Below are 21583 nucleotides of genomic sequence, written 5' to 3' on the forward strand. Positions count from 1 at the left end.
ATGTCGGCATCCATTGTTTATCTGCACGGATTCCGTTCGTCGCCGCGCTCGTTCAAAGCCCAGTTGCTGGGCAAGCGGATGGCTTCCGTCGGGCTGGCGGATCAGTACGTTTGCCCGGCATTGCCCGTCTCGCCGCGCGAGGCAATGACGGAAACCGAGGCGCTGATTGCCGAATTGAGCCAGCGCGACGGCACGCAACCGGTGCTCATTGGCTCCTCCCTGGGGGGCTTTTATGCGACCTGGCTGGCAGAACGCCACGGGCTCCGCGCGGCGATGCTCAATCCAGCCACCCGTCCGGAGCGGGATCTCGCCAAATATGTCGGGGAGCAGCCGCTCTGGCATGGCGGCGGCACGATCCGCGTCGAGCCGCGCCATCTGGACGAGCTGCGCGCGCTCGCCGTCCCCGCTATCACGCAACCCGAGCGTTATTACCTGCTCGCGGCGACGCGTGACGAGGTGCTCGACTACCGCGAAATGCTTGCTCATTTCCCGCAGGCGGCCACCCACGTCATCGACGGCAGCGACCACGGCATCAGCGATTTTGCGCATTACATGGACGAAGTGCTCGTCTTTTGCGGTATTCCTGCGGATTTGCTGGCCGCACATCCATTCGACGCCGCATGACCGATTCACCGTCGTATCCGCGCAGCCTGTGGCGCAGCGCGTTGCCCCCGGCTGTCGTTTATGACCGGCATTGGGCGCGTTGGGCCCTGGGCGCAGACTCGCTGACGGCACGGCTTCGTGCGGCATCGTCGCGCTTTCGCGTCCAATTGCTCGGCCAGCAGCGCGCGATGCCGTTACGCGACGAGTGGCGTTGCCTTGGCATGTCACGTGCCGCCGAGACGCTCGTCCGCGAAGTTTTGCTGATCTGCGACGAGATTCCGGTGGTGTATGCCCACACCATCGTCCACCCGCGCAGCGTGGCGCTCGACTGGCCGTTCCTCAAAGCGCTGGGGACGCAGCCGCTGGGGCATTCTCTGTTTGCCGATCCGCGTGTGCAGCGCGGAGACTTCGAATTTGCCTTGCTGGACGCGCGCCACCCGCTGGTGCGCCGCGCGCACGACGCGCTGGGCGATCCGCCTGTCTCCGGCACGTCACGGCTGCCGGCCCGCCGGTCGGTGTTCCGGCGCGGTGCAAGCGCGATGCTGGTGACGGAGGTTTTCCTGCCCGCGCTGGCTGACTTCGACCCGCCGCGCTAAGCGTATTTTCGCGGGCCGGGCGGCGGGCCAGTGCGGTATCATCGCCCCCAACTTTTGATCGCCGCGCGTGACGTTGTAACGTCGGGCGGCGCGGCCATTCCACCTCATTCAAAGTGACGCTCGCTCGTGCGAGTGCCGCAATCCATACAAATCCATGCAGTTGCTGTTTGAAGAAGGCGGCGAGATCCGCGCGGGCACCGTCTTGTCCCAACAGGGCGAGGCCTATCAGGTCGAGTTGCCGAGCGCCAAGCGCACCAAGGTCAAGTCGCGCGACGTGTTGCTGCAATTCGCGCAGCCGTCCGCCGGCGAGTTGTCGCAGGCGGCCCAGGCGCTGTCGGCAGAGATCGACCTGGATTTCCTCTGGGAATGCGCTTCGGCCGAAGAATTCGGCTTTACCGATTTGGCCGGCGAATATTTTGGCGCCGGCGCCAATGCCACGCAGCAGGCCGCGCTGGCCATCGCGCTGCATGGCTCGCCGATCTACTTCCGCCGCAAGGGCCGCGGCCGCTATCAGCGCGCGCCCGAAGATCAGCTGAAGGCCGCGCTTGCAGGTTTGGAGCGCAAGAAGCAGCAAGCCGCCCTGCAGGCCGAATACGAAGCCGAGCTGAAAGCGATGCGCCTGCCCGAGGCCTTCCGCGGCAAGACGCTGCAACTGCTGTTCAAGCCGGACAAGAACAGCCTCGAATACAAGGCGCTCGATGCGGCGTGCACCGCGCTGGGCCTGTCGCCGATGCGCCTGATGGTGGCGGTCGGCGGCATCGCCAACGCCCGCGCGCTGCACGAGGCCCGCTTCCTCTCGGAATGTTTCCCGAAGGGCACCGGCTTCCCGGACGTGACCGTGCCGGAACCGGTGATGGAGCTGCCGGCCGCCGACGTGCGCGCTTTCTCGATCGACGACGTGACCACCACGGAAATCGACGACGCCATCTCCGTCACGCCCATTGATGACGCCACCGTGCGCATTGGCATCCATATTGCCGCGCCGGGCTTTGGCATCCAGCGCGGCGAACCGCTGGACGTGATTGCGCGTCAGCGTTTGTCCACCGTGTATTTCCCCGGCGACAAGATCACGATGCTGCCGGAGTCGGTGGTGGACCGTTACACGCTGCAGGAAGGGCGCGCATGCCCGGCGCTGTCGCTGTATGTGACGGTCGACCGCGCCACGTGGGCGGTCACCGCCAGCGAAACGCGCTGCGAATCCGTGACCGTGGCCGCCAACCTGCGCCACAACCTGCTCGACGATGTGATCACCGCCGACGCGCTCGCCGATGGCTCGGGCGACTATCCGTTCAAGGCCGAGCTGGCGGTGCTGTGGCCGTTTGTGTGCGCGTTGTATGACGGCCGCCAGCAGGCCCGCATCGCCAGCGGCCTGAAGCCGGAGGGCGCGCAGAAGGGCGATTACTCGTTCTACATCGATCCGATTCCCGAGGAGGAAGGCGGTGGCGAGCGCGTGCGGATCGAACAGCGCAAACGCGGTTCGCCGCTGGACAAGATCGTGGCCGAGCTGATGATCCTGGCCAACAGCACGTGGGGCCGCATGCTGGCTGACGCCGGTGTGCCGGGCATCTACCGCACGCAGAAGGCGTGGGGGATGCACCGCACGCGCATGCAGACGTATCCGGCGCCGCATGAAGGTCTGGGCGTGGCGCAGTACGCGTGGAGCACCTCGCCGCTGCGCCGCTATGTCGATCTGGTGAATCAATGGCAGATCGCAGCGGTGGCACAGCACGGCGTGACGGCCAAGCTGATTGCACCGTTCAAGCCCAAAGATGCCGACCTGCTGGCCGCCGTTGCCGACTTCGAAGCCACCTACGCCGCCTACGCCGACCACCAGTCGACCATGGAGCGCTACTGGTGCCTGCGCTGGCTCAAGCAGGAAAACCGCACGCGCATGCAGGCCGTGGTGCTCAAGGAAGGCGCCGTGCGCTTCGCCGACATTCCGCTGGTGACGAAGGTGCCCGAGCTGGCCCAAACGGCGCGCGGCACGCATGTTGTGCTCGATATCCTGGAGACCGACGAGATCAGCCTGGAAGTGTCGTGCCGCGTGGTCGAGATTCTCGCCCCGGCTGCGGACGCGCAAGCTGAAGCGGAGGCCATCGAAGAAGAACTGGCCGAGGCAGAGACCGAAGCCGATGTGCCCGCTGAACCACAACCGGCCGCTGATGGGGAAGAGGCGCGCGCCGAAGCCGGCGCTGCTGTGGCGCCGCCGCCGCAGGACGGCGAGACCGGTGGAACGCCTACCGCTGCCTAACTACAATCGCAGTCTGACCTTCATTCTTCGCGCATCGACCAGGAATCGCCCCATGGCCGCCCTCGCAAACCGTCCGGACTGGTCCGGCAGCAGCACGCTCACCAAGGCTCTGGTGGTGTCGTTGGCCGTGCATGTCTTGCTGCTGTTCGTGCGTGTGGTGGCGCCCGAGGCGTTCGATATCAAGCGCGAAGATCCGGGCCTCGATGTGGTGCTCGTCAACGCCAAATCTTCGACGGCGCCGTCCAAGGCGACGGCCGTGGCGCAGGTCAACCTGAACGGCGGTGGCGAATACGACCAGCAGCGCGCCACCACGCCGCTGCCCGCCGACACCAATGAGCAGACCGGCGACGCCATCAAGCTCACGGAGCGCCGCGTCGAATATCTCGAGCAGGAGCAGCGCCGCCTGCTTACGCAATCGACCGAGCGTGCGCCGTTGGTCAACGATCGTCAGGTCAAGCCCGGCGAGCGTCCGCAGCCGTCGCCCACCAACGGTACCGACGACCGCACCACGCAAGACGAAATCGCCCGCCTGCAAGCCGAGATCGACCGCAACCTGGAGAACTACGCCAAGCGCCCGCGCCGCAATGTGCTGACGGCCGCCAGCGCGCGTCAGGTCGATTACGCCCGCTACTACGATGCCGTGCGCCGCAAGATCGAAGCCCGCGGCACCGCAAACTTCCCGAGCCAGAACGGCCGCCCGCTGTATGGCGAGTTGATCGTCGTGATCAGCATCAACCGCGATGGCCAGCTCGGCTACAACCAGGACGGCTACAAGATCGAAGGCATCGAGATCGCCAAAAGCTCGGGCAACCCCGCGCTGGATCGCCAGGCCGTGGCCATCGTGCGTTCGTCTTCACCGTTTGGCGGCTTCCCGGCCGAGATGCGCAAGCGCGTCGACATCCAGGATGTGGTCGCCACGTTCAAGTTCACCCGCGCAGGTCTGGAAACCCACCTGCAGACCCGCTGATTTCGTCGCCCATGCCGTCGTCGTTTCAAGAGGCCATCCTCGCAGCTGCGAGCGCGCCGCCCACAGATCGCTATGGTGTGATCGGCAACCCGATCGCGCACAGCAAGTCGCCCACCATCCATGCCGCGTTTGCGCAGCAGACGGGGCAGCTCATCCGCTACGACCGCATCTACGCCGAGCTGATTGCGTTTGACGAAACCGTGATGACGTTCGTGCGCGAAGGCGGACGCGGGCTCAACGTGACCGTGCCGTTCAAGCTCGATGCGTATGCCATGTCGACGTCGTTGTCGTTGCGGGCGGAATCGGCCGGTGCGGTCAACACGCTCAAGTTCGACGGCGAAGAGATCTTTGGCGACAACACCGACGGCGTCGGCCTGATGCGCGACATCACCCACAACATCGGCAACGCGCTCGCAGGCGAACGCGTGCTGCTGCTCGGCGCCGGCGGTGCTGCGCGCGGCGTGCTGCTGCCGTTGCTGGAGCACAAGCCGGCGCGCGTGTTCCTCGCCAACCGCACGGCGGATCGCGCCAACAAGCTGGTTGATCGCTTCGAGGTCTCGGCGAAGCTGCACGAGGTCGAACTCGTGGGCGGCGGCTATGACGAGCTTGCTGCGGACGATGTTTTCGACGTCATCATCAACGCCACGGCGAGCAGCCTGCAGGCCGAAGTGCCGCCAATCCCGACCACCGTGTTCGGCCCCAACGCGCTGGCCTACGACATGATGTACGGCCAGCGGCCGACGGTGTTCATGGAGTTTGCCCGGCGCAACGGGGCCCGCGCATGGGACGGCCTGGGCATGCTGGTGGAGCAGGCGGCGGAATCGTTCTTCGTCTGGCGCGACGTGCGCCCGGACACCGCTCCCGTGCTGCTCGCCATGCGCGAAGGGCTGCAGGGCGAAGCCGCAGTCGCGGCACGCGCGCCCCGCTGAACCTGGAGCGCAGCCCTGCGATGATGCGTTGGTTCGGCTACGTGATCGGCTGCTTCGTTGCGGGCGTGGTCGCGCTCAACCTGTACTTCTTCGCTGCCATCGCGAGCTGGCAGGTGTTCGATCCGTCGTCCACGAGTTTCATGCGCGCCGAGCGCATGCGCCTGTGCGGTGCCAATGTCTTCACCTGCAAAGTCGACCACCGCTGGGTCAATTACGACCAGATCTCGCGCAACCTCAAACGCGCGGTCATCGCCAGCGAAGACGCCGATTTCGTCTCGCACAGCGGCTGGGAAGTCGACGCCATGCTCGACGCGTGGGAGAAGAACAAGCGGCGCGGCCACGTGGTCGCGGGCGGCTCGACCATCACGCAGCAACTGGCCAAGAACCTGTTCCTCTCGGGCGAACGCCACTACCTGCGCAAGGGCGAAGAACTGGTCATCACGTGGATGCTCGAGTTCTGGCTCGACAAGGAGCGCATTCTCGAGATCTATCTGAACTCGGTGGAGTGGGGCGAGGGCGTGTTCGGCGCGGAAGCAGCAGCGCAGCATTACTTCAAGCGGCCGGCCTCGCAACTCACGGTAGGTCAGGCAGCGCGACTGGCGGCGGCGCTGCCGGCGCCGAAGTGCTTCGACAAGAAGAGCTATTGCGCCAACGTGCACGTAAACTTCACGCGCAAGGCCACCGTGATCGCCAACCGCATGGGCTCGGCCACGCTGCCGGATTGACCTGGCGCAGGGCTACTTCAGCCAGCCCTTGCGGCGGAAGTACACCAGCGGAATCGCCGCCGACACCACCATCATCACGATCGCGTACGGGTAGCCTTCAGCCCAGTCCAGCTCCGGCATCACCTTGAAGTTCATGCCGTAGATCGAGGCGATCAGCGTGGGCGGCATCAGCGCCACCGACACCACCGAGAACAGCTTGATGATCTTGTTCTGGTTGATGTTGATGAAGCCGACCGTGGCATCCATCAGGAAGTTGACCTTGTCCGACAGAAACGCCGTGTGGTTCTCGATGGAATCGATGTCGCGCAGCACCTGGCGCGCTTCGTCTTGCTGATCGGCCGAGAGCAACTGGCTGCGCAGCAGGAACGACACGGCGCGGCGCGTATCCATCACGTTGCGGCGGATTCGGCCGTTCAAGTCTTCCACGCGCGCGATGATCTCCAGCACATCGGCGGCGGCGGCATCGGTCACCTCGTCGGCCAGCACGCGCTTGCTGGCGTCTTCGAGACGTTCGTAAACTTCTTCGATGGAGTCCGCCGAGTATTCCGCGTCGGTGGCGTACAGATCCATCAGCACATCCTTGGCGTTGCGCACCGAGCCCGGGCGCAGCCGCGCACGCATGCGCACCAGCCGGAACGCGGGCAGATCTTCGTCGTGGATGGAGAAGAGCACATCCTTGGTCAGCACGAAGGCCACGCGCACGTTGCGCGAGGTGGTTTCTTCGTCGAGCAGGAAATCGGTGCGGATGTGGATGTGGCCGTCTTCGCCTTCAAAGTAGCGGGCGGAAGCCTCCAGGTCCCCCAATTGCTCGAGTTCCGGGAGGACCACGCCATAGGCTTCCTTGATCCACGCCAGTTCTTCGTCGTCGGGGTCGATCACGTCGATCCAGATCGGCTTGTGCTGCAGCAGTTCGCTGCGTTCTTCGACCTGTTCCTGCGCGAGACGACCTTTTTGCACGACGAACAGGTTGATCATGGATGTTTCCTTGAAGCAGGTGTTGAACGGGCGGCGAAAAATCGCGCCGAGTGTAGCCTAAAGAGGCGGCGGGTTCAGCCACAAGCGATGGCTTGGTGCGCACGCGTGGGGCCGGCGCCACGTCCGGAAGATGCCGCCACCGGGCCGCCCGACGGGTAAAATGCAGACAAGTCTTGCGGCCATCCGGTCGCCCTCACATTCCCGACACCATGCGATTTACCGAACAACTCGCTGCCGCCTGGCAACGCAACAACTCCCTGCTGTGCGTTGGCCTCGATCCTGACCCGGCACGCCTGCCGGCATCGCTGACCGGCACGGGCGGAGCAATCTTCTCGTTCTGCCGCGCCATTGTGGACGCCACCGCCGATCTGGTCTGCGCCTTCAAGCCGCAGATCGCCTACTTCGCCTCGCAGCGCGCCGAAGATCAGCTCGAGCAGCTCATCAGCTACATTCACGAAGCCTATCCGGGTATCCCCGTCATTCTCGATGCCAAGCGCGGCGACATCGGCTCGACCGCCGAGCACTACGCCAAGGAAGCTTTCGAGCGCTACCAGGCCGATGCCATCACCGTCAGCCCGTACATGGGTTTCGACTCGATGCAGCCGTATCTGGCGCATGCCGACAAGGGCGTCATCGTGCTGTGCCGCACCTCCAACGCTGGCGGCAGCGATGTGCAGTTTCTGGAAACCGACGGCCGGCCCGTCTACCAGGTCGTGGCAGAACGTGCGCGCGACGTATGGAACACCAGCGGCCAGATGGGCCTGGTGGTGGGCGCGACCTTCCCGGAAGAGATTGCCAAGGTGCGCGAGATTGTCGGCGACATGCCGCTGCTGATTCCGGGTGTTGGCGCCCAGGGTGGCGACGTTGAAGCCACGGTCCGCGCAGGCCGCACGGCCGACGGCACGGGCATGATGATCAACTCGTCGCGGGCCATTCTCTACGCCAGCACCGACAGCGATTTCGCCGATGCGGCCCGCCGCGTGGCCGAGGCCACACGCAACCAGATCAACCAGTTCCGCAACTGATCGCACTGTCGGTCCGGTTGCGGCGAGAGCGAGGACGCCATGATCACGCATCCGCACCGCCCCGTCGCCGGCACGCATCGGGAAGAGACCGGCAAGGACCCAGACCGCAAGGTCGAGAAAGAGCGCGACGACACCCACCAGCACGAGACGACGCGGCGCGATCATGATCGCGACCGTCGCCACGAGCACGACCACGAGCACCAGCCGGAACACGATCACGGAGATCGTCGCCGGCCGGATCATCCCAGCGAAATCTAAGTCAAGACTCTGCTGAGTCGAGGAAGTCGAGCAGGCCGCGCAGGGCGTGCTCGGCAGCCTGCAGGCGGACCTGTTTGCGGTCGCCTTTGAAGTGGCGCGTTTCCACGCGGGTTTGCAGGCGGTTGCTCCACCCAAAGCAGACCATGCCGACGGGCTTGTCGGGCGTGCCACCGGTCGGGCCCGCCACGCCGGTAATCGCCACCGCCACTTGCGCGCGGCTGTTGAGCACCGCGCCCTCGGCCATGGCGTGCGCCACGGGTTCGCTGACGGCGCCATGTTCGCGGATCAGCGCCGCCGGCACGCCCAACATCTGCGATTTCGCTTCGTTGGAATAGACGACGAAGCCCCGTTCAAACCACGCGGACGATCCCGATACGTCGGTAATGGCGGCGGACACCAGCCCGCCTGTGCACGATTCAGCGGACGCCATCATCAGGCTGCGCTTGTGCAGCGTGTCAGCGACGAGTTCGGCCAGTTGGGCCAGGGCGCGGGATTCAGCCATTGCGATACCTTTGAAGCTTCGGTCGTCAAACGTCAAAACGAGCGCCACAGCGCGAACACCAGCAGCGTGTAGGACGCCGCCAGAATGTCATCGACCATCACGCCGTAGCCGCCGCGCACGCCGAAGCCCTTGAGCGTGCGGTCGTAATACCGGATGGGTGCCGGCTTGACCATATCGAAGAAGCGGAACCACAGGAAGGCGGCGAACTGCCCGCCCAGCGTGGTGGGCGTGACAAACGCCAGCACGATCCAAAACGCCACCATTTCGTCCCACACCATGGCGCCGTGGTCTGCCACGCCAAGGTCGCGCGCGGTGCGGGCGCATGCCCAGATACCGATCACGAAGCCAACCGCCGCGATCAGCAGCCAAATCGGCCCTGAAATCCAGGGAGCCAGCACCACGTAGATCAGCCACGCGTAGAGCGTGCCGACCGTGCCGGGCAGGATAGGCGACAGGCCCGAGCCGAAGCCCAACGCGAGGATGCGTGCCGGATGCGCGAACATGAACCGCGCGGTCGGGCGCCGCACCTGCGCGGTCTGGCCCGCCTCGAGGACGACGGTTTCAGCTTGGCCCGGCGGGTTGGAAGGCGGGAAGGGAGTGGAAGACATCATGAGGCGGAAGAGAAATGATCGAAGCTGCCATGCGTGAAGGTGACCGGCGCGCCGTGTGCGTCGACGAGCCGCAAGCCGGTTTCGGCGTCGATGCGGCCAACGCGCGTCACAGCCACGTCGGCGCGCTGCCCCGCGGCGACAACGGCGTCGCGGGCGTCGGCAGGCGCAGTGAAGCAAAGTTCGTAGTCGTCGCCGCCGGCCAGCGTGCATTGCAATTGAAGCGCCGGCGACTGCGCGGCCAGCGTCGCCGAGCGCGGGACATCGTCCACCACGATCGTCGCTCCAACGCGGGATTGCGCGAGGATGTGGCCAAGATCGCCCAATAAGCCGTCAGACACATCAAGTGCTGCCCGGGCGATGCCGCGCAATGCCAGGCCGAGCGCGACGCGCGGCGAGGGCCTGTCCATGCGCGGCTGCACCTGAGCGAGCGCCTCGGGCGTGAGCGGCCACTCGTCGCGCAAGGCGCCCAGAGCGAGTCGTGCGTCGCCCACAGAGCCCGAGACCCAGATGTCATCGCCGGGGCGGGCCGCGTCGCGGCGTAGTGCCGCAGTGGCGGGGACGTCCCCGAAGACGGTCAGGCTGAGTGTGAGCGGTCCCCGTGTGGTGTCGCCGCCGATCAGTTCACAGTGAAATGCATCGGCCAAGGCGAGCAAGCCCTCGGAAAAGGGTTTGAGCCACGCCGCATCGGCCTGGGGCAGTGCCACGGCGAGCGTAAAGGCGCGGGGCTCGGCGCCCATCGCTGCCAGGTCAGAGAGGTTGACAGCGAGCGCCTTGTGGCCAAGTGCGCGCGGCTCCGCATGTGGAAAGAAGTGTCGGCCCGCGACCAGCATGTCGGTGGAGATCGCCAATTCGTGCCCCGGGCGCGGCGCAAGCAGGGCACAGTCGTCGCCCACGCCCAACGTCGCTTTCGGGGTGGGTCGCGTGAAATAACGGCGGATCAGCCCAAATTCGGACAGATTTTCAGCCGGATCGCTGGAGTTTGAGGGGTGGGCGGGCTTGGACACGGCAGCGGCGATGGAAGAATATGGGGCAAGCCCGATGGTGCCGTGACAGGACGGTGGAATATTGTAGCGAATGCGCATAGCACTCCCACCCAAAATCCCGTTGTGAGATCGCTTTTCACTATATAAAATGACGGGCCCAAGGAGGCGGACCGTATTCCCGTGGCGCTCGTGAGGGTATCCCGGTGGCCCGCTAGATGCGACGGCCGGCGCGCGCGCTGGCCACCCGATACGAGAGACCCATGACCACGGTGGATACCCAGCCTCAGCAGCCCGCCCGCACGGATGAAGAACTCAAGGCGCAGCAGCGCGCCGCCTTGCGCAAGGCCGCGCTGGAGTACCACGAGTTTCCCACCCCGGGCAAAATTTCGGTCACGCCGACCAAGCCGCTGTCGAACCAGCGCGACTTGGCCCTGGCGTATTCGCCCGGCGTTGCCGCCGCCTGCGAAGAGATCGTCGAAGACGTCGCCAACTCGTTCCGCTACACCGCCCGCGGCAACCTCGTCGGCGTGGTGACCAATGGCACGGCCGTGCTCGGCCTGGGCGATATCGGCCCGGAAGCCTCGAAGCCGGTCATGGAAGGCAAGGCAGGCCTCTTCAAGAAATTTGCCGGTATCGATGTGTTTGACATCGAGATCAACGAAAAAGACCCCCAGAAGCTGGTCGATATCATCGCCTCGCTGGAGCCGACCTTCGGCGGCATCAACCTGGAAGACATCAAGGCGCCGGAATGCTTCTTCGTCGAGCGCGAACTGCGCAAGCGCATGAAGATCCCCGTCTTCCACGATGACCAGCACGGTACCGCTATCGTCGTGGGCGCCGGCATCACGAACGCACTGAAGGTCGTCGGCAAGGACATCAAGAAGGTCAAGCTGGTGGCTTCGGGCGCGGGCGCTGCGGCGCTGGCCTGCCTCGACCTGCTGGTGGACCTGGGCCTGCCGCGCGAAAACATCTGGGTGACGGACCTGGCGGGCGTTGTCTACGAAGGCCGTACCGAGCTGATGGACCCGGACAAGGCGCACTTCGCGCAGAAGACCGACCTGCGTACGCTGGCTGAAGTCATCGACGGCGCCGACATTTTCCTCGGCCTGTCCGCCGCTGGCGTGCTCAAGCAGGACATGGTCAAGCGCATGGCCGACAAGCCGATCATCTTCGCGCTGGCCAACCCGAACCCGGAAATCCTGCCGGAGCTGGCCAAGGAAGTGCGCCCCGACGTCATCATGGGCACCGGCCGTACGGATTACCCGAACCAGGTCAACAACGTCCTGTGCTTCCCGTTCATCTTCCGCGGGGCGCTGGACGTGGGCGCGACCACCATCACGCGTGAGATGGAAGTTGCCGCCGTGCATGCCGTGGCTGAACTGGCGCGCCAGGAGCAAAGCGACATCGTGGCTTCCGCCTACGGCATTCAAGACCTGTCGTTCGGGCCGGAATACCTGATCCCGAAGCCCTTCGACCCGCGCCTGATCGTCAAGATCGCGCCGGCCGTGGCGCAGGCAGCCATGCTTTCGGGCGTGGCGCAGCGTCCGATCGAAGACATGGACGCCTACCGCCAGCATCTGCAGCAGTTCGTCTACCACTCCGGCACGCTGATGAAGCCGATCTTCTCGGCCGCCCGCAAGGTGCCGATGGAGAACAAGCGCATCGTCTTTGCCGAGGGCGAAGAAGAGCGCGTCCTGCGTGCCGTGCAGATCGTCGTGGACGAAAAGCTCGCCAGCCCGATCCTGATCGGCCGCCCGAGCGTGATCGCCCACCGCATCGAGCGTTTCGGCCTGCGCCTGCGTGAAGGCGTGGACTTCACGGTGGTCAACCCCGAGCACGACGAGCGCTTCCGCGATTACTGGGAGACGTACTACAAGCTGATGGCGCGCAAGGGCGTGACGCCGCAGTACGCCAAGCTGGAAATGCGTCGCCGCAACACGCTGATCGGCGCGCTCATGATCCACAAGGGCGAAGCGGACGGCATGATCTGCGGCACCATCAGCAATACGGCTGCGCATCTGCGCTACATCGACCAGATCCTGGGCGGCACGAACTGCGTGTACGCCGCCATGAACGGTCTGGTTCTGCCGGGTCGCCAGGTCTTCCTGACCGACACGCACGTCAACGTCGACCCGACCGCCGAGCAATTGGCCGAGATCACCATCATGGCCGCCGAGGAGCTGTGCCGCTTCGGCATCAAGCCGAAGGTTGCGCTGATGTCGCATTCGAACTTCGGCTCGTCGGAGGCGCCTTCGGCCGTCAAGATGCGCGAAACGCTGGCCATCCTGCGCGAACGTGCACCGAACCTGGAGGTTGACGGCGAAATGCACGGCGACGCGGCGCTCGACGAGAAGCTGCGCGCATCGCTGGTGCCGGACTCAACCCTGAAGGGCGAGGCGAACCTGTTGGTCATGCCCAACATCGACGCCGCGAACATCGCTTACAACCTCCTGAAAGCGGCTGCCGGTAACAACATTGCCATCGGCCCGATCCTGCTCGGCGCCAAGAAGCCGGTGCACATCCTGACGCCATCGGCTACGGTGCGACGCATTCTCAACATGACGGCGTTGACCGTTGTGGATGCTGCCGCACAAGCGCAACGCTGATCGCCACTGCACCACGAAAGGGAGCGCACGATGCTGCGCTCCCTTTTTTTTGTTGGATAAGTTTGCGTGCGCTTACATTTGTGCAAACTTAATGGCTGCATGGAAAAACCCTTCAGACTTTTACCGTCGGTTGATTGTTGTCATCGATGAGCGTACCCTTACGGGCTGAAGGGGTGCTTCTGAGCACATGAGGTCTGGACCGGGCCGACGGCGTCGAAAAATGCGGTTTTCCGTAGACACGTCTGACCGGTTCGCCTGATTCAGTGCGCGCAATGGGTTGGTTTTTGCAGGCGGAAGGATTCCCCAAGTCTTCGGCAGTCGCCCGACTTGTCATTCCCTGCCAAGCCTCTCAGGCATTGAGCCGCTTCGCTTTCAGCTGCAAACCGGCTGTCCGGATCGTTATTGGACGGCCACCTGCGCTTGTGACCTGCGCCGGGCTTCGGTCGGTGCGATTCTCCCGTTAGGGCCTGCTGATGACAAAGCGACTTGGAGCGTGGATCGGCCGCTCCGTATCTCAGGCGATGGCACGTGGCGCGCTGGCGGCGACGCTTGTGGTGTCAGTGGCTGGCTTGCCGGCCAATGCGGTCGCCCGGGACACTTCCGGCATGACTGCCGCGGTGGGAACCATTCGCGCGGCAGACCTGCCCAATGAGGCGCAGCGCACGCTGGCACTGATCGAGCAGGGCGGCCCGTTCCCCTATGCAAAAGATGGCACCACGTTCGGCAACTATGAACGACGTTTGCCTGCGCAGCGGCGTGGCTATTACCACGAGTACACCGTGAAGACGCGGGGCGCTCGTAACCGCGGCGCCCGGCGCATCATTTGCGGCGGCGATCAGCAAGCGGCCAACGACTGCTACTACACGGAAGATCACTACAACAGTTTTCAACGGATACAGCGATGACGACCAACATGTTTGGGCTGGACGACTCGCTCACCGCACGCGATGAGCGCGTGGCCCGCGAGGCGTGGCACAAGGCGCAAAATCTGTACGACGGTGTGGTCGGGATGCAAGCCCTGGGCGCACGCGTCGGGGGGGCGGCCAAGTTGCCTCAAAGCGCACCGCAGAACATCATGACGCAGGACAACACCCAGACGGACGACGACGGAGGCCGCGAAGACGCCATGAACCTCTTCAAGACGGTGCGTCCGAATATCGTGCAGTCGATCCGCGCGTTTCGCGTGGCGGATCTGGCCGAATCGGCGGCCAGCCTCGGTCAGCATTTTCTGTACGCCAACTGCGCGGCCGCGACCACCAAGAGCGAAGTGCTCGACGTGATTGCGCGTGAGTTCCTGTTCCCGAAGCATTTCGGCAAGAACTTCGATGCCCTGGCCGACTGCCTGACCGACATGATCTACAAGGCCGGCCCGCAACCGGGTTTTGTGATCGTGCTCGAGGGTCTGCCGTGCCAGCCAAAGTTCGACAAGGAAGCGCGTGAAGTGCTGCTGGACGTGTTCCGCGACGCTGCCGAATTCTGGGCCGAGCGCAAGGTTCAGTTCCGCGTGTTCTATTCGTTCGCTTGAAGGTGCTCCGGCGCCGATCATCGATCATCGATCATCGGCATTGGAATGGAAAGCCCGCACATGCGGGCTTTTTTGTTGCCGTGTGAAATTCGGCTGGCTTGTCAGCTTGCCCGCTTGTTTCGGCGAATCCGGTCAAACCACACCGCCAGCAGAAGAATGCCGCCGCGGATCAGGTACTGATAGAACGTCGGCACGTTCATCAGGCTCATCGCGTTCTGCACCGACCCCATGATCAGAACGCCGACCAGCACACCCGACACGGTTGCCACCCCGCCCGTGAGCGAAACCCCGCCCAGCACGCAGGCCGAGATCACGCCCAGCTCAAGCCCGACCGACGTTTTGGGATCGCCCAGGCTCATGCGCGAGGCCAGCATCACGCCGGCAAAGCCCGTCACCAGGCCCTGCAGGACGAACACGGCGATCTTGATGCGCGTGACGGGCAGGCCGGCAAGCAGCGCGGCTTCTTCATTGCCGCCGACGGCGAGCACGTTCTTGCCGAACACCGTCTTCTTGAGCAGGAAGCCGAACAGGGCGAAACCGACGATGTTGCTCCAGATCGGGTATGAAATGCCGAGGAAGGATCCGCCGCCCAGGTCGAAGAAGCTCTCTTCGGAAATCATCACCGCGTCGCCGTTGGAGGTGATGAAGGCGAGGCCGCGCACGACTTCCATCATGGCCAGCGTGACGATCAGCGAGTTGATCTGGTAGCGCGCCACCAACACGCCGTTGACGAGCCCGACCAGGCCGCCGGCCAGCACGCCGGCTCCGACGCCAAGCACAACGCTATGGGTTGCAGTGATGAGCGTCGATGCCACCACGCCCGCGAACGCGACGATGGAGGCGACGGACAAGTCCACCTCGCCGAGTGCGAGGACGAACATCATCGTGACCGAGATGGAGCCGATCAAGGTGACAGAGAGCAGCAGGCCCTGGATGTTGCGGCTGCTGACGAAGCCCGGCACCGTGAAGGCCAGCGCGGTGAACAGCAGGAGGAACACCACGACGATGCCCGATCGGTTGACCAGCTCCCAGGTGAGCGCGACGCGGCTGGGTATGCCCGGGGCAGCCAACGGCGCGCCGCCCGGCACGGATTCGGTGGATGGCGTTTGCATAGGGTCGGTTTCCATGAAGGCGTGAAGCGCGCGCTAGCGCGGCAGCGCAAGTTTGATGAGGGTGTCGGGCGAGGCGTGCTCTCTGGGCAGATCGCCGACGATGCGGCCTTGCTTCATCACGAGCACGCGGTCGGCCACGCCGATGACTTCCGCCAGGTCGCTCGACACGACGATGACGGTGCGGCCCGCCTCGGCCAGGCCGTAGAGCAGGCTGTAGATTTCGCTGCGGGCACCGACGTCGATGCCGCGCGTGGGCTCGTCCATCAGGAAGACGTCGATGTCCTCGGCCAGCCAGCGCGAGAGAATCACCTTCTGCTGATTGCCGCCCGACAGCTTGCCGATGGGCGTTTCACCGTTGCGCGTCTTGATGGCCAGCTTGTCGATGAACGACTGGGTGGTCCGCGCTTCCTGCCGGTTGTTCAGCACGCTGAAGCGGCTGAAGTGGCGCCGGCAACTGATGTTCAGATTGTCCGAGACTGAGGCGATGGCGACGATGCCTTCCTGCTTGCGGTCTTCCGGGCAGAGGGCGACACCTGCGCGGACCGCATCGCGCGGCGAGTTGAACTGGACGCGCTTGCCGTTCAGGCGAATCTCGCCTGCCGTGGGCTTGACCGCGCCGTAGAGCAGCTTCATCAGCTCCGAGCGCCCTGCGCCCACCAGCCCGAAGAAGCCGACGATTTCGCCTGCATGCGCCCGGAACGATGCGGGTTCGCTCAAGCCGGGCCCTATCAAGCCGCGCACGTCGACCTTCACGCCGCCGAGCGGGCGCGGCTTGTAGCCGTACACGTCCTGGATCGAGCGGCCGACCATGCAGCGGATGAGCCGTTCGCGATCGAGGTTCGCGCCGGCGTTGAATGTGTCGATGTGCCGGCCGTCGCGGAACACGGTCACGCGATCGCACAGTTCGTACACCTCTTCCATGCGGTGCGTGACGTAGATGACCGCGCGGCCCTCGGCCTTGAGCGCGCGAATGATGCGGAACAACTGCGTCGTCTCGCGTGAGGAGAGCGAACTCGTGGGTTCGTCGAAGGCGATCACGCGCGCGTCGCGCATCAGCGCCTTGCCGATTTCGATCATCTGGCGCTGGCCGATCGAGAGATGCTTGACGGCCTGGGCCGGATCGAGCTTCTCGCCCAGCCGTTCGAGTTCGCGCAGCGCGCGGGCGATCAGCGTCTTCTCGTCGAGCACGCCAAAGCGGTTGGGCAATGCGCCGAGCATCAGGTTTTCTGCCACCGTCAGCTCAGGCACGAGGTGCAGTTCCTGATAGATGATCGCGATGCCCGCCGCAATGGCTGCGCGCGTGTTCGTGAACTGCTGCGGCACGCCGTCGAGCGACAGCGTGCCGTCCTCCGGTTGGTTGACGCCCGACAGCACTTTGAGCAGCGTCGACTTGCCCGCGCCATTCTCGCCCATCAGGCCGTGCACCTCGCCGCGGCGGATGTCGAGCGAGACGTGGTCGAGCGCCAGCACGCCAGGAAAGCGCACGGTGATGCCGTCGAGCTTCAGATACGCGCCAGCGGAAGCGTCCGGCGGACCGCTCGCATCAAGTGATTGGACTGTCATCGATTGCTCTTTGCGGATGCTTGTGGGGCGCGGGGCACGCCCGCGCCGCGCGGTGCATCAAATGCCCAGTTCCTTGCGGACTTCCTGCCAATTGCTGCGCACCATCAGCTTGCCGGTGGTCTGCGTATCGGCCGGGGGCTGCTTGCCGGTCTTGATCCAATTGACGAGGTTTGCAGCGCTCTCCTTGCCGTGGCTGGTGGAGCTGACGGCAATCGTTCCGAAGAAGCCCGTCTGCTCCTTCTTCTGGAATTCGGCAAACGCCTCGCCGGCACCGTTGATGCCGACGCCGATCACGTCGGCTGCCGGAATGTGCAGTTGCTCGGTAGCGCGCACGCCGCCCAGCACGCTCTCTTCATTGAGCGCGAAGATCACCCACTTCTTGATGTTGGCATGCTGGGCCAGCACCGGTGATGCCGCATTGAAGCCCCCTGCATCGTCGGTCGTCTTTTGCGGCGCGTCGAAGATGTTCTCTTTCTTGAAACCTCCGGCCAGCAGCGTCTGCGTGGCGCCGTCGGTGCGCAGCTTGGCGGTCGGCAACTCGTAGTTGGTGATGCGCAGCGCGCCCACTTCCTCGGGCTTCCAGCCGCGGCGCTTCATCTCGTCGGAGATGGCCTGGCCGACCTGGTTGCCGATCTTGAAGGCCGACATGCCGAGGTGCGGCACGTTGGCCAGCGGCTTGCCGGACGAGTCAACGAGTTGATCGTCGACCGTGACGAACTTCATGTTGTAGTGTTTGGCGCGTGCCGAGATGGCCGGGCCCAGGCGCACGTCGGGTGCGCAGATGACGAAGCCCTTGGCACCTTGCGCGCCCAGGTTGTCGATGGCGGACAGCACTTTTTCGCCATCGGGCGTGCCGATGTTCACCACCGAAAAGCCGTTCTTCTGACCAAGTTCGGTGGCGGCTTTCTGCTCGTTGATGAACCACGCCTGCTCCGGCATCTTGACCAGGAAGCCGATCTTGAGCGGCTCGTCGGCGTGGGCGGGCAGGCTGGCGGCCAGCGGCGCCAGGCACAGGGTCGCTGCCAGGGCGGACAGGGTCAGCCGGCGAAGTTTGCGTTGCATGGTTGTCTCCTCGTTGGAATGGCTCTGATGGCACTACGTAAGTCGGGCGTGCTTCATGGCACGAACGGGTCAATCAGATGGCGCCGGCCGAGCAGCATGGCGTCGGCGACGTGCTGCAGCGGGCGGACATCCACGTCGCTTTCACCACGGGTGATCAGCTCGAGAAAGCGCGCGTAGAGACTCGGGTATTCGCGTTCGGGGCCGACGTCGATTTCTGCACCGTCGATGGTCAACTGCTTGCCGCCCTGGGCGAGCCGCAGGGTGCCGTCGCGCGTGGTCACGTCGATCTGCCAGAGTTCGCCCGCGTCATGGCGCCAGTCGAATTCCGCCGCGATGGCCGTGCCGCGTTCATCGGTGAAGGCGAGGTGGGCGGCAATCGGCGTCTGCTGATTGGCGGGCACCCACAGGTCGGCGGACGTCAGAAAGAATGCATGCGGCAGCACGCGGGTCAGGATCGACAGCGCGTTGATGCCCGGGTCGAACACGCCCAGGCCGCCGGGTTCCCAGATCCATGCCTGGTTCGGGTGCCAGCGGCGCACGTCTTCTTTCCATTGCACGTTGACGGAGACAATCGCCCGGCTTGCAAGCCACTCCCGAGCGGCCTCGACACCGGGCGCGTGGCGCGAGTGCCAGGAGGCGAACAACGTACAGCGGTTCTGCCGCGCCAAATCAGCGAGGATCACCACTTCCGACACGCTGGCGCCCGGGGGCTTCTCCAGCATGACGTGCTTGCCGGCGGCGAGCGCCGCGCGGGCCTGGGCAAACCGCACCTGCGGCGGCGTGCACAGCGACACTGCCCGCAGCGCGCGTTCGGCTGCCAGCATGGCCTCGAGCGTCGTGTAATGCGGCAGGCCCTCAACGCGCGAATGCGGGCTGGCGCAGGCCGCAAGCGTAAAGCCCGGCTGCGCGGCAAGCGCAGGCAGATGCTGGTCACGCGCGATCTTGCCAACGCCGACGATCCCGATCGAAACCGGATGGAGTTCACCGTGCATGGCTATCGCCCCCAACGCAAGACGAGCGGGTCAAGCCGCCGGGCAATGTCGATCAGGCCCCGGCGCGTATCGGGATGCATGGCCGGCAACGGATGCCGCGATGCCTCGCAGGCAATCACGCCGCCTTCCTTCATCAGCGCCTTGGCGGCCAGGATGCCGGCCTGCCGGTTCTCGTGATTGATGAGCGGCAGCCAGCGTTGATACAAATCGAACGCAAGATCGTGCTGCCCTTGGGCGTGCGCCTCGATGATCGGCCGGATGCCGTCGGGATACGCGCCGCCGGTCATGCTGCCCGTGGCGCCGGCATCGAGATCGGCCAGCAGTGTGATGGCTTCTTCGCCGTCCCAGGGGCCTTCGATGGCTTCGCCGCCAAGGCGGATCAGTTCGCGCAGCTTGGCCGCCGCCCCGGGCGTTTCGATCTTGAAGTAGGCCACTTGCTCGATCTCGCGGGCCACGCGCGCGAGGAACGCCGCAGACAGCACCGTGCCGCTGGCCGGCGCATCCTGAATCATGATCGGAATACCGACGGCATCGGACACGCGCGCAAAGAACTCGTAGATCTGCGTTTCGGGCACGCGGAAGGTGGCGCCGTGGTAGGGCGGCATCACCATCAGCATGGCGGCGCCCATGTCCTGCGCGCGGCGGCTGCGTTGTGCGCAGACCTGCGTGCTGTAGTGCGACGTGGTGACGATTACCGGTACGCGGCCTGCCACGTGTTCCAGCGCGGTGCGGGTGAGCACTTCGCGTTCGTCGTCCGACAGCGCGAACTGCTCGGAGAAATTCGCCAGGATGCACAAGCCATCGGAGCCGGCGTCGATCATGAAATCGATGGCCCGCTTCTGGCTGGCAAGGTCGAGTTCGCCAGTTTCCGTGAACGTGGTGGGCACCACCGGAAAGATGCCTCGGTAGCGCGGCTTGCTGTTGCGGGTCATGAAGTCGTGATGTCGGGAACGGGTGTCAGGAGAGGTGCTGGCGTGCGCCCAGCACGGCGCGAACGATGAACGTCATCACCACGGCAAATGCCAGCGCGGCGGCAAGGAAGTACAGGCCGGCAGACAGGCTGCCAGTGGCGTTCTTGATGATGCCCATGCCATAGGGACCGAGGTAACCGCCCAGGTTGGACAGCGAGTTGATGGTTGCGATGCCCACGGCGGCGCTCGTGCCGGTCAGGAACTGTCCCGGCAGCGTCCACAGCACGGCCTGGATTGCATAGGCACAAAACGCGAACAGGCAGAGGCAGGCCAGTTGCAGCGCGGGCGCTTCGACCCACGCGCTGGCCGCCATGCCGAGCGCGGCCAGCGCCGACAGAATGGCGATGTGCCAGTAGCGCTCGCCCGTGCGGTCCGAATGACGCGGCACCAGGTACAAGCCCAGCACGGCAAACAGATAGGGCACCGCCGACAGCAGACCGGTGGCGACATCGCTCACGCCAAACTGTTTGATGATCGTCGGCAGCCACAGCGAGAGGCCGTAGATGCTCAGCGGAAACGGCAGAAACAGCAGCGCCAGCATCAGCACGCGCACATCCTTGAGCGCCTTGAGCGGGCTGCCGTGCGACTTCAGCGCATAGGCTGCCTGGTCTGCGGCCAGCTGACGTTCGATCCATACGCGGTCTGCAGCGGGCAGCCAGCGCGCATGCGCGGGGGATTCCGGCAGGATACGCAGCGTCGGCAAGCACAACAGCGTGGCCGGCAGGCCGCTGACCACGAACAGCGTTTGCCAGCTCGACATGCCGAACAGCCCCGGCACCGACAGCAGCCACCCCGCCATCGGCCCGGTGATGATGAGCGCGACGGGCTGCGCCAGCACCAGCAAGCCGACGATGCGCGCACGATGGCGCATCGGAAACCACTTGGTCAGGAAATAGAGAATGCCGGGGTACAGGCCGGCCTCGGCCGCACCGAGCAGGAAGCGCAGCACATAGAAACTGACCGGGCCGCTGACCAGCGCCATGGCCATGGTGATGACGCCCCACGTGAACAGAATGCGCGCGAACCAGCGGCGTGCGCCAAAGCGTTCGAGTGCCAGGTTGCTCGGCACCTCGCATAGGAAATAGCCAATGAAGAACAGGCCCGCTCCCAACCCGTAGGCAGCATCACCGATGCCTACTGCCGCGTTCATGTGCAGTTTGGCGAAGCCGACTACGGAGCGATCGATATACGCCACCACGTAGATCAGCGCCAGAAACGGCATCAGCTTGCGCGTGAGCAGGCGGATGATGCGCTGCTCTTCCGATGCATCGGCCGAAGCCGGAACGGCGCCTGCGGTTTGAGAGATGTCCATCGGTCTTTCCCTCCG

Annotated in this window: 21 protein-coding genes; 11 read left to right on the plus strand and 10 right to left on the minus strand. The window is 64.9% G+C overall.

From position 1 onward, the window contains the following. The 6 genes from N511_RS0116920 (at position 1) to mtgA (ending at position 6071) form a co-directional block, all read left to right on the plus strand. On the plus strand, positions 1–624 hold the full coding sequence (locus N511_RS0116920; RefSeq protein WP_027680366.1) for a YqiA/YcfP family alpha/beta fold hydrolase: 624 nt from the start codon (positions 1–3) through the stop codon (positions 622–624). Then, complete coding sequence (locus N511_RS0116925) at positions 621–1199, plus strand: chorismate--pyruvate lyase family protein (RefSeq protein ID WP_027680367.1); 579 nt, start codon at positions 621–623, stop codon at positions 1197–1199. Before N511_RS0116920 ends, N511_RS0116925 begins: the two co-directional genes overlap by 4 nt. Before the next feature lie 154 nt (positions 1200–1353). Continuing rightward, positions 1354–3450 (plus strand): ribonuclease catalytic domain-containing protein, encoded by a 2097-nt coding sequence (locus tag N511_RS0116930; RefSeq protein WP_027680368.1) that lies wholly within the window; start codon positions 1354–1356, stop codon positions 3448–3450. A gap of 52 nt (positions 3451–3502) precedes the next feature. Then, positions 3503–4417: an energy transducer TonB family protein gene (locus N511_RS0116935; RefSeq protein WP_027680369.1), complete on the plus strand. Its 915-nt coding sequence runs from the start codon at positions 3503–3505 to the stop codon at positions 4415–4417. 11 nt (positions 4418–4428) lie between these two features. Next, entirely contained in the window at positions 4429–5346 is a 918-nt protein-coding gene (aroE, locus tag N511_RS0116940) for a shikimate dehydrogenase (protein ID WP_037027097.1), read from the plus strand. Between the two features lie 20 nt (positions 5347–5366). Beyond that, positions 5367–6071 carry a monofunctional biosynthetic peptidoglycan transglycosylase gene (gene mtgA / locus N511_RS0116945; RefSeq protein ID WP_012436427.1) on the plus strand — a complete coding sequence of 235 codons (705 nt, stop codon included), beginning with the start codon at positions 5367–5369 and terminating at the stop codon, positions 6069–6071. A 12-nt stretch (positions 6072–6083) separates the two neighbouring features. Here the strand turns inward: mtgA and corA are convergent, their stop codons facing one another. Then, positions 6084–7046 (minus strand): magnesium/cobalt transporter CorA, encoded by a 963-nt coding sequence (gene corA / locus N511_RS0116950; protein WP_024972131.1) that lies wholly within the window; start codon positions 7044–7046, stop codon positions 6084–6086. Positions 7047–7255: 209 nt separating this feature from the next. Here corA and pyrF point away from each other — a divergent pair, with 209 nt between their 5' ends. Both pyrF and N511_RS0116960 read left to right on the plus strand, forming a co-directional pair. Continuing rightward, positions 7256–8071 carry an orotidine-5'-phosphate decarboxylase gene (gene pyrF / locus N511_RS0116955; protein ID WP_027680371.1) on the plus strand — a complete coding sequence of 272 codons (816 nt, stop codon included), beginning with the start codon at positions 7256–7258 and terminating at the stop codon, positions 8069–8071. A 39-nt stretch (positions 8072–8110) separates the two neighbouring features. After that, positions 8111–8329 carry a hypothetical protein gene (locus N511_RS0116960; protein WP_027680372.1) on the plus strand — a complete coding sequence of 73 codons (219 nt, stop codon included), beginning with the start codon at positions 8111–8113 and terminating at the stop codon, positions 8327–8329. Between the two features lies 1 nt (position 8330). Here N511_RS0116960 and N511_RS0116965 read toward each other — a convergent pair whose 3' ends face one another. Genes N511_RS0116965 through thiL form a run of 3 tightly spaced genes read right to left on the minus strand, consistent with a single transcriptional unit; the run spans position 8331 to position 10524 of the window. Then, entirely contained in the window at positions 8331–8831 is a 501-nt protein-coding gene (locus N511_RS0116965; protein WP_027680373.1) for a CinA family protein, read from the minus strand. A gap of 32 nt (positions 8832–8863) precedes the next feature. Further along, on the minus strand, positions 8864–9442 hold the full coding sequence (locus tag N511_RS0116970) for a phosphatidylglycerophosphatase A family protein (protein ID WP_027680374.1): 579 nt from the start codon (positions 9440–9442) through the stop codon (positions 8864–8866). Continuing rightward, positions 9439–10524, minus strand: coding sequence for a thiamine-phosphate kinase (thiL, locus tag N511_RS0116975; protein ID WP_037027100.1), 1086 nt, complete (start codon positions 10522–10524; stop codon positions 9439–9441). Before thiL ends, N511_RS0116970 begins: the two co-directional genes overlap by 4 nt. Before the next feature lie 161 nt (positions 10525–10685). On the opposite strand from thiL, the gene N511_RS0116980 reads away from it, so the two are divergent. From N511_RS0116980 to N511_RS0116990, 3 genes are all read left to right on the plus strand, one after another. After that, positions 10686–13031 (plus strand): NADP-dependent malic enzyme, encoded by a 2346-nt coding sequence (locus tag N511_RS0116980; RefSeq protein ID WP_027680376.1) that lies wholly within the window; start codon positions 10686–10688, stop codon positions 13029–13031. Positions 13032–13504: 473 nt separating this feature from the next. Continuing rightward, positions 13505–13936, plus strand: a complete 432-nt coding sequence (locus N511_RS0116985) for a ribonuclease (protein ID WP_027680377.1) — start codon at positions 13505–13507, stop codon at positions 13934–13936. Continuing rightward, a complete protein-coding gene (locus N511_RS0116990) occupies positions 13933–14556 on the plus strand; it encodes a barstar family protein (RefSeq protein WP_009241534.1) in 624 nt (207 codons plus the stop codon). The genes N511_RS0116985 and N511_RS0116990 overlap by 4 nt, the downstream gene beginning before the upstream one ends. A gap of 101 nt (positions 14557–14657) precedes the next feature. Here the strand turns inward: N511_RS0116990 and araH are convergent, their stop codons facing one another. Genes araH through N511_RS0117020 form a run of 6 tightly spaced genes read right to left on the minus strand, consistent with a single transcriptional unit; the run spans position 14658 to position 21568 of the window. Then, positions 14658–15668, minus strand: a complete 1011-nt coding sequence (gene araH, locus N511_RS0116995) for an L-arabinose ABC transporter permease AraH (protein WP_027680378.1) — start codon at positions 15666–15668, stop codon at positions 14658–14660. A gap of 33 nt (positions 15669–15701) precedes the next feature. Beyond that, on the minus strand, positions 15702–17231 hold the full coding sequence (gene araG / locus N511_RS0117000; RefSeq protein WP_027680379.1) for an L-arabinose ABC transporter ATP-binding protein AraG: 1530 nt from the start codon (positions 17229–17231) through the stop codon (positions 15702–15704). Between the two features lie 57 nt (positions 17232–17288). Further along, on the minus strand, positions 17289–18293 hold the full coding sequence (locus tag N511_RS0117005; protein ID WP_027680380.1) for an arabinose ABC transporter substrate-binding protein: 1005 nt from the start codon (positions 18291–18293) through the stop codon (positions 17289–17291). 53 nt (positions 18294–18346) lie between these two features. Continuing rightward, entirely contained in the window at positions 18347–19285 is a 939-nt protein-coding gene (locus tag N511_RS0117010) for a Gfo/Idh/MocA family protein (RefSeq protein ID WP_027680381.1), read from the minus strand. A gap of 2 nt (positions 19286–19287) precedes the next feature. After that, complete coding sequence (locus N511_RS0117015; protein ID WP_027680382.1) at positions 19288–20217, minus strand: dihydrodipicolinate synthase family protein; 930 nt, start codon at positions 20215–20217, stop codon at positions 19288–19290. Between the two features lie 25 nt (positions 20218–20242). Continuing rightward, positions 20243–21568 (minus strand): MFS transporter, encoded by a 1326-nt coding sequence (locus N511_RS0117020; RefSeq protein ID WP_027680383.1) that lies wholly within the window; start codon positions 21566–21568, stop codon positions 20243–20245. Positions 21569–21583 lie beyond the last annotated feature (15 nt).

It is taken from the genome of Ralstonia sp. UNC404CL21Col (assembly GCF_000620465.1).
Classification (GTDB): Bacteria; Pseudomonadota; Gammaproteobacteria; order Burkholderiales; family Burkholderiaceae; genus Ralstonia; species Ralstonia flatus.

What these genes read in the sequence shown, in the direction of transcription:
- N511_RS0116920 (WP_027680366.1), top strand. Translation starts at nt 1, where the DNA reads ATGTCGGCATCCATTGTTTATCTGCACGGATTCCGTTCGTCGCCGCGC.
- N511_RS0116925 (WP_027680367.1), top strand. Translation starts at nt 621, where the DNA reads ATGACCGATTCACCGTCGTATCCGCGCAGCCTGTGGCGCAGCGCGTTG.
- N511_RS0116930 (WP_027680368.1), top strand. Translation starts at nt 1,354, where the DNA reads ATGCAGTTGCTGTTTGAAGAAGGCGGCGAGATCCGCGCGGGCACCGTC.
- N511_RS0116935 (WP_027680369.1), top strand. Translation starts at nt 3,503, where the DNA reads ATGGCCGCCCTCGCAAACCGTCCGGACTGGTCCGGCAGCAGCACGCTC.
- aroE (WP_037027097.1), top strand. Translation starts at nt 4,429, where the DNA reads ATGCCGTCGTCGTTTCAAGAGGCCATCCTCGCAGCTGCGAGCGCGCCG.
- mtgA (WP_012436427.1), top strand. Translation starts at nt 5,367, where the DNA reads ATGATGCGTTGGTTCGGCTACGTGATCGGCTGCTTCGTTGCGGGCGTG.
- corA (WP_024972131.1), bottom strand. Translation starts at nt 7,046, where the DNA reads ATGATCAACCTGTTCGTCGTGCAAAAAGGTCGTCTCGCGCAGGAACAG.
- pyrF (WP_027680371.1), top strand. Translation starts at nt 7,256, where the DNA reads ATGCGATTTACCGAACAACTCGCTGCCGCCTGGCAACGCAACAACTCC.
- N511_RS0116960 (WP_027680372.1), top strand. Translation starts at nt 8,111, where the DNA reads ATGATCACGCATCCGCACCGCCCCGTCGCCGGCACGCATCGGGAAGAG.
- N511_RS0116965 (WP_027680373.1), bottom strand. Translation starts at nt 8,831, where the DNA reads ATGGCTGAATCCCGCGCCCTGGCCCAACTGGCCGAACTCGTCGCTGAC.
- N511_RS0116970 (WP_027680374.1), bottom strand. Translation starts at nt 9,442, where the DNA reads ATGATGTCTTCCACTCCCTTCCCGCCTTCCAACCCGCCGGGCCAAGCT.
- thiL (WP_037027100.1), bottom strand. Translation starts at nt 10,524, where the DNA reads ATGCGCATTCGCTACAATATTCCACCGTCCTGTCACGGCACCATCGGG.
- N511_RS0116980 (WP_027680376.1), top strand. Translation starts at nt 10,686, where the DNA reads ATGACCACGGTGGATACCCAGCCTCAGCAGCCCGCCCGCACGGATGAA.
- N511_RS0116985 (WP_027680377.1), top strand. Translation starts at nt 13,505, where the DNA reads ATGACAAAGCGACTTGGAGCGTGGATCGGCCGCTCCGTATCTCAGGCG.
- N511_RS0116990 (WP_009241534.1), top strand. Translation starts at nt 13,933, where the DNA reads ATGACGACCAACATGTTTGGGCTGGACGACTCGCTCACCGCACGCGAT.
- araH (WP_027680378.1), bottom strand. Translation starts at nt 15,668, where the DNA reads ATGCAAACGCCATCCACCGAATCCGTGCCGGGCGGCGCGCCGTTGGCT.
- araG (WP_027680379.1), bottom strand. Translation starts at nt 17,231, where the DNA reads ATGACAGTCCAATCACTTGATGCGAGCGGTCCGCCGGACGCTTCCGCT.
- N511_RS0117005 (WP_027680380.1), bottom strand. Translation starts at nt 18,293, where the DNA reads ATGCAACGCAAACTTCGCCGGCTGACCCTGTCCGCCCTGGCAGCGACC.
- N511_RS0117010 (WP_027680381.1), bottom strand. Translation starts at nt 19,285, where the DNA reads ATGCACGGTGAACTCCATCCGGTTTCGATCGGGATCGTCGGCGTTGGC.
- N511_RS0117015 (WP_027680382.1), bottom strand. Translation starts at nt 20,217, where the DNA reads ATGACCCGCAACAGCAAGCCGCGCTACCGAGGCATCTTTCCGGTGGTG.
- N511_RS0117020 (WP_027680383.1), bottom strand. Translation starts at nt 21,568, where the DNA reads ATGGACATCTCTCAAACCGCAGGCGCCGTTCCGGCTTCGGCCGATGCA.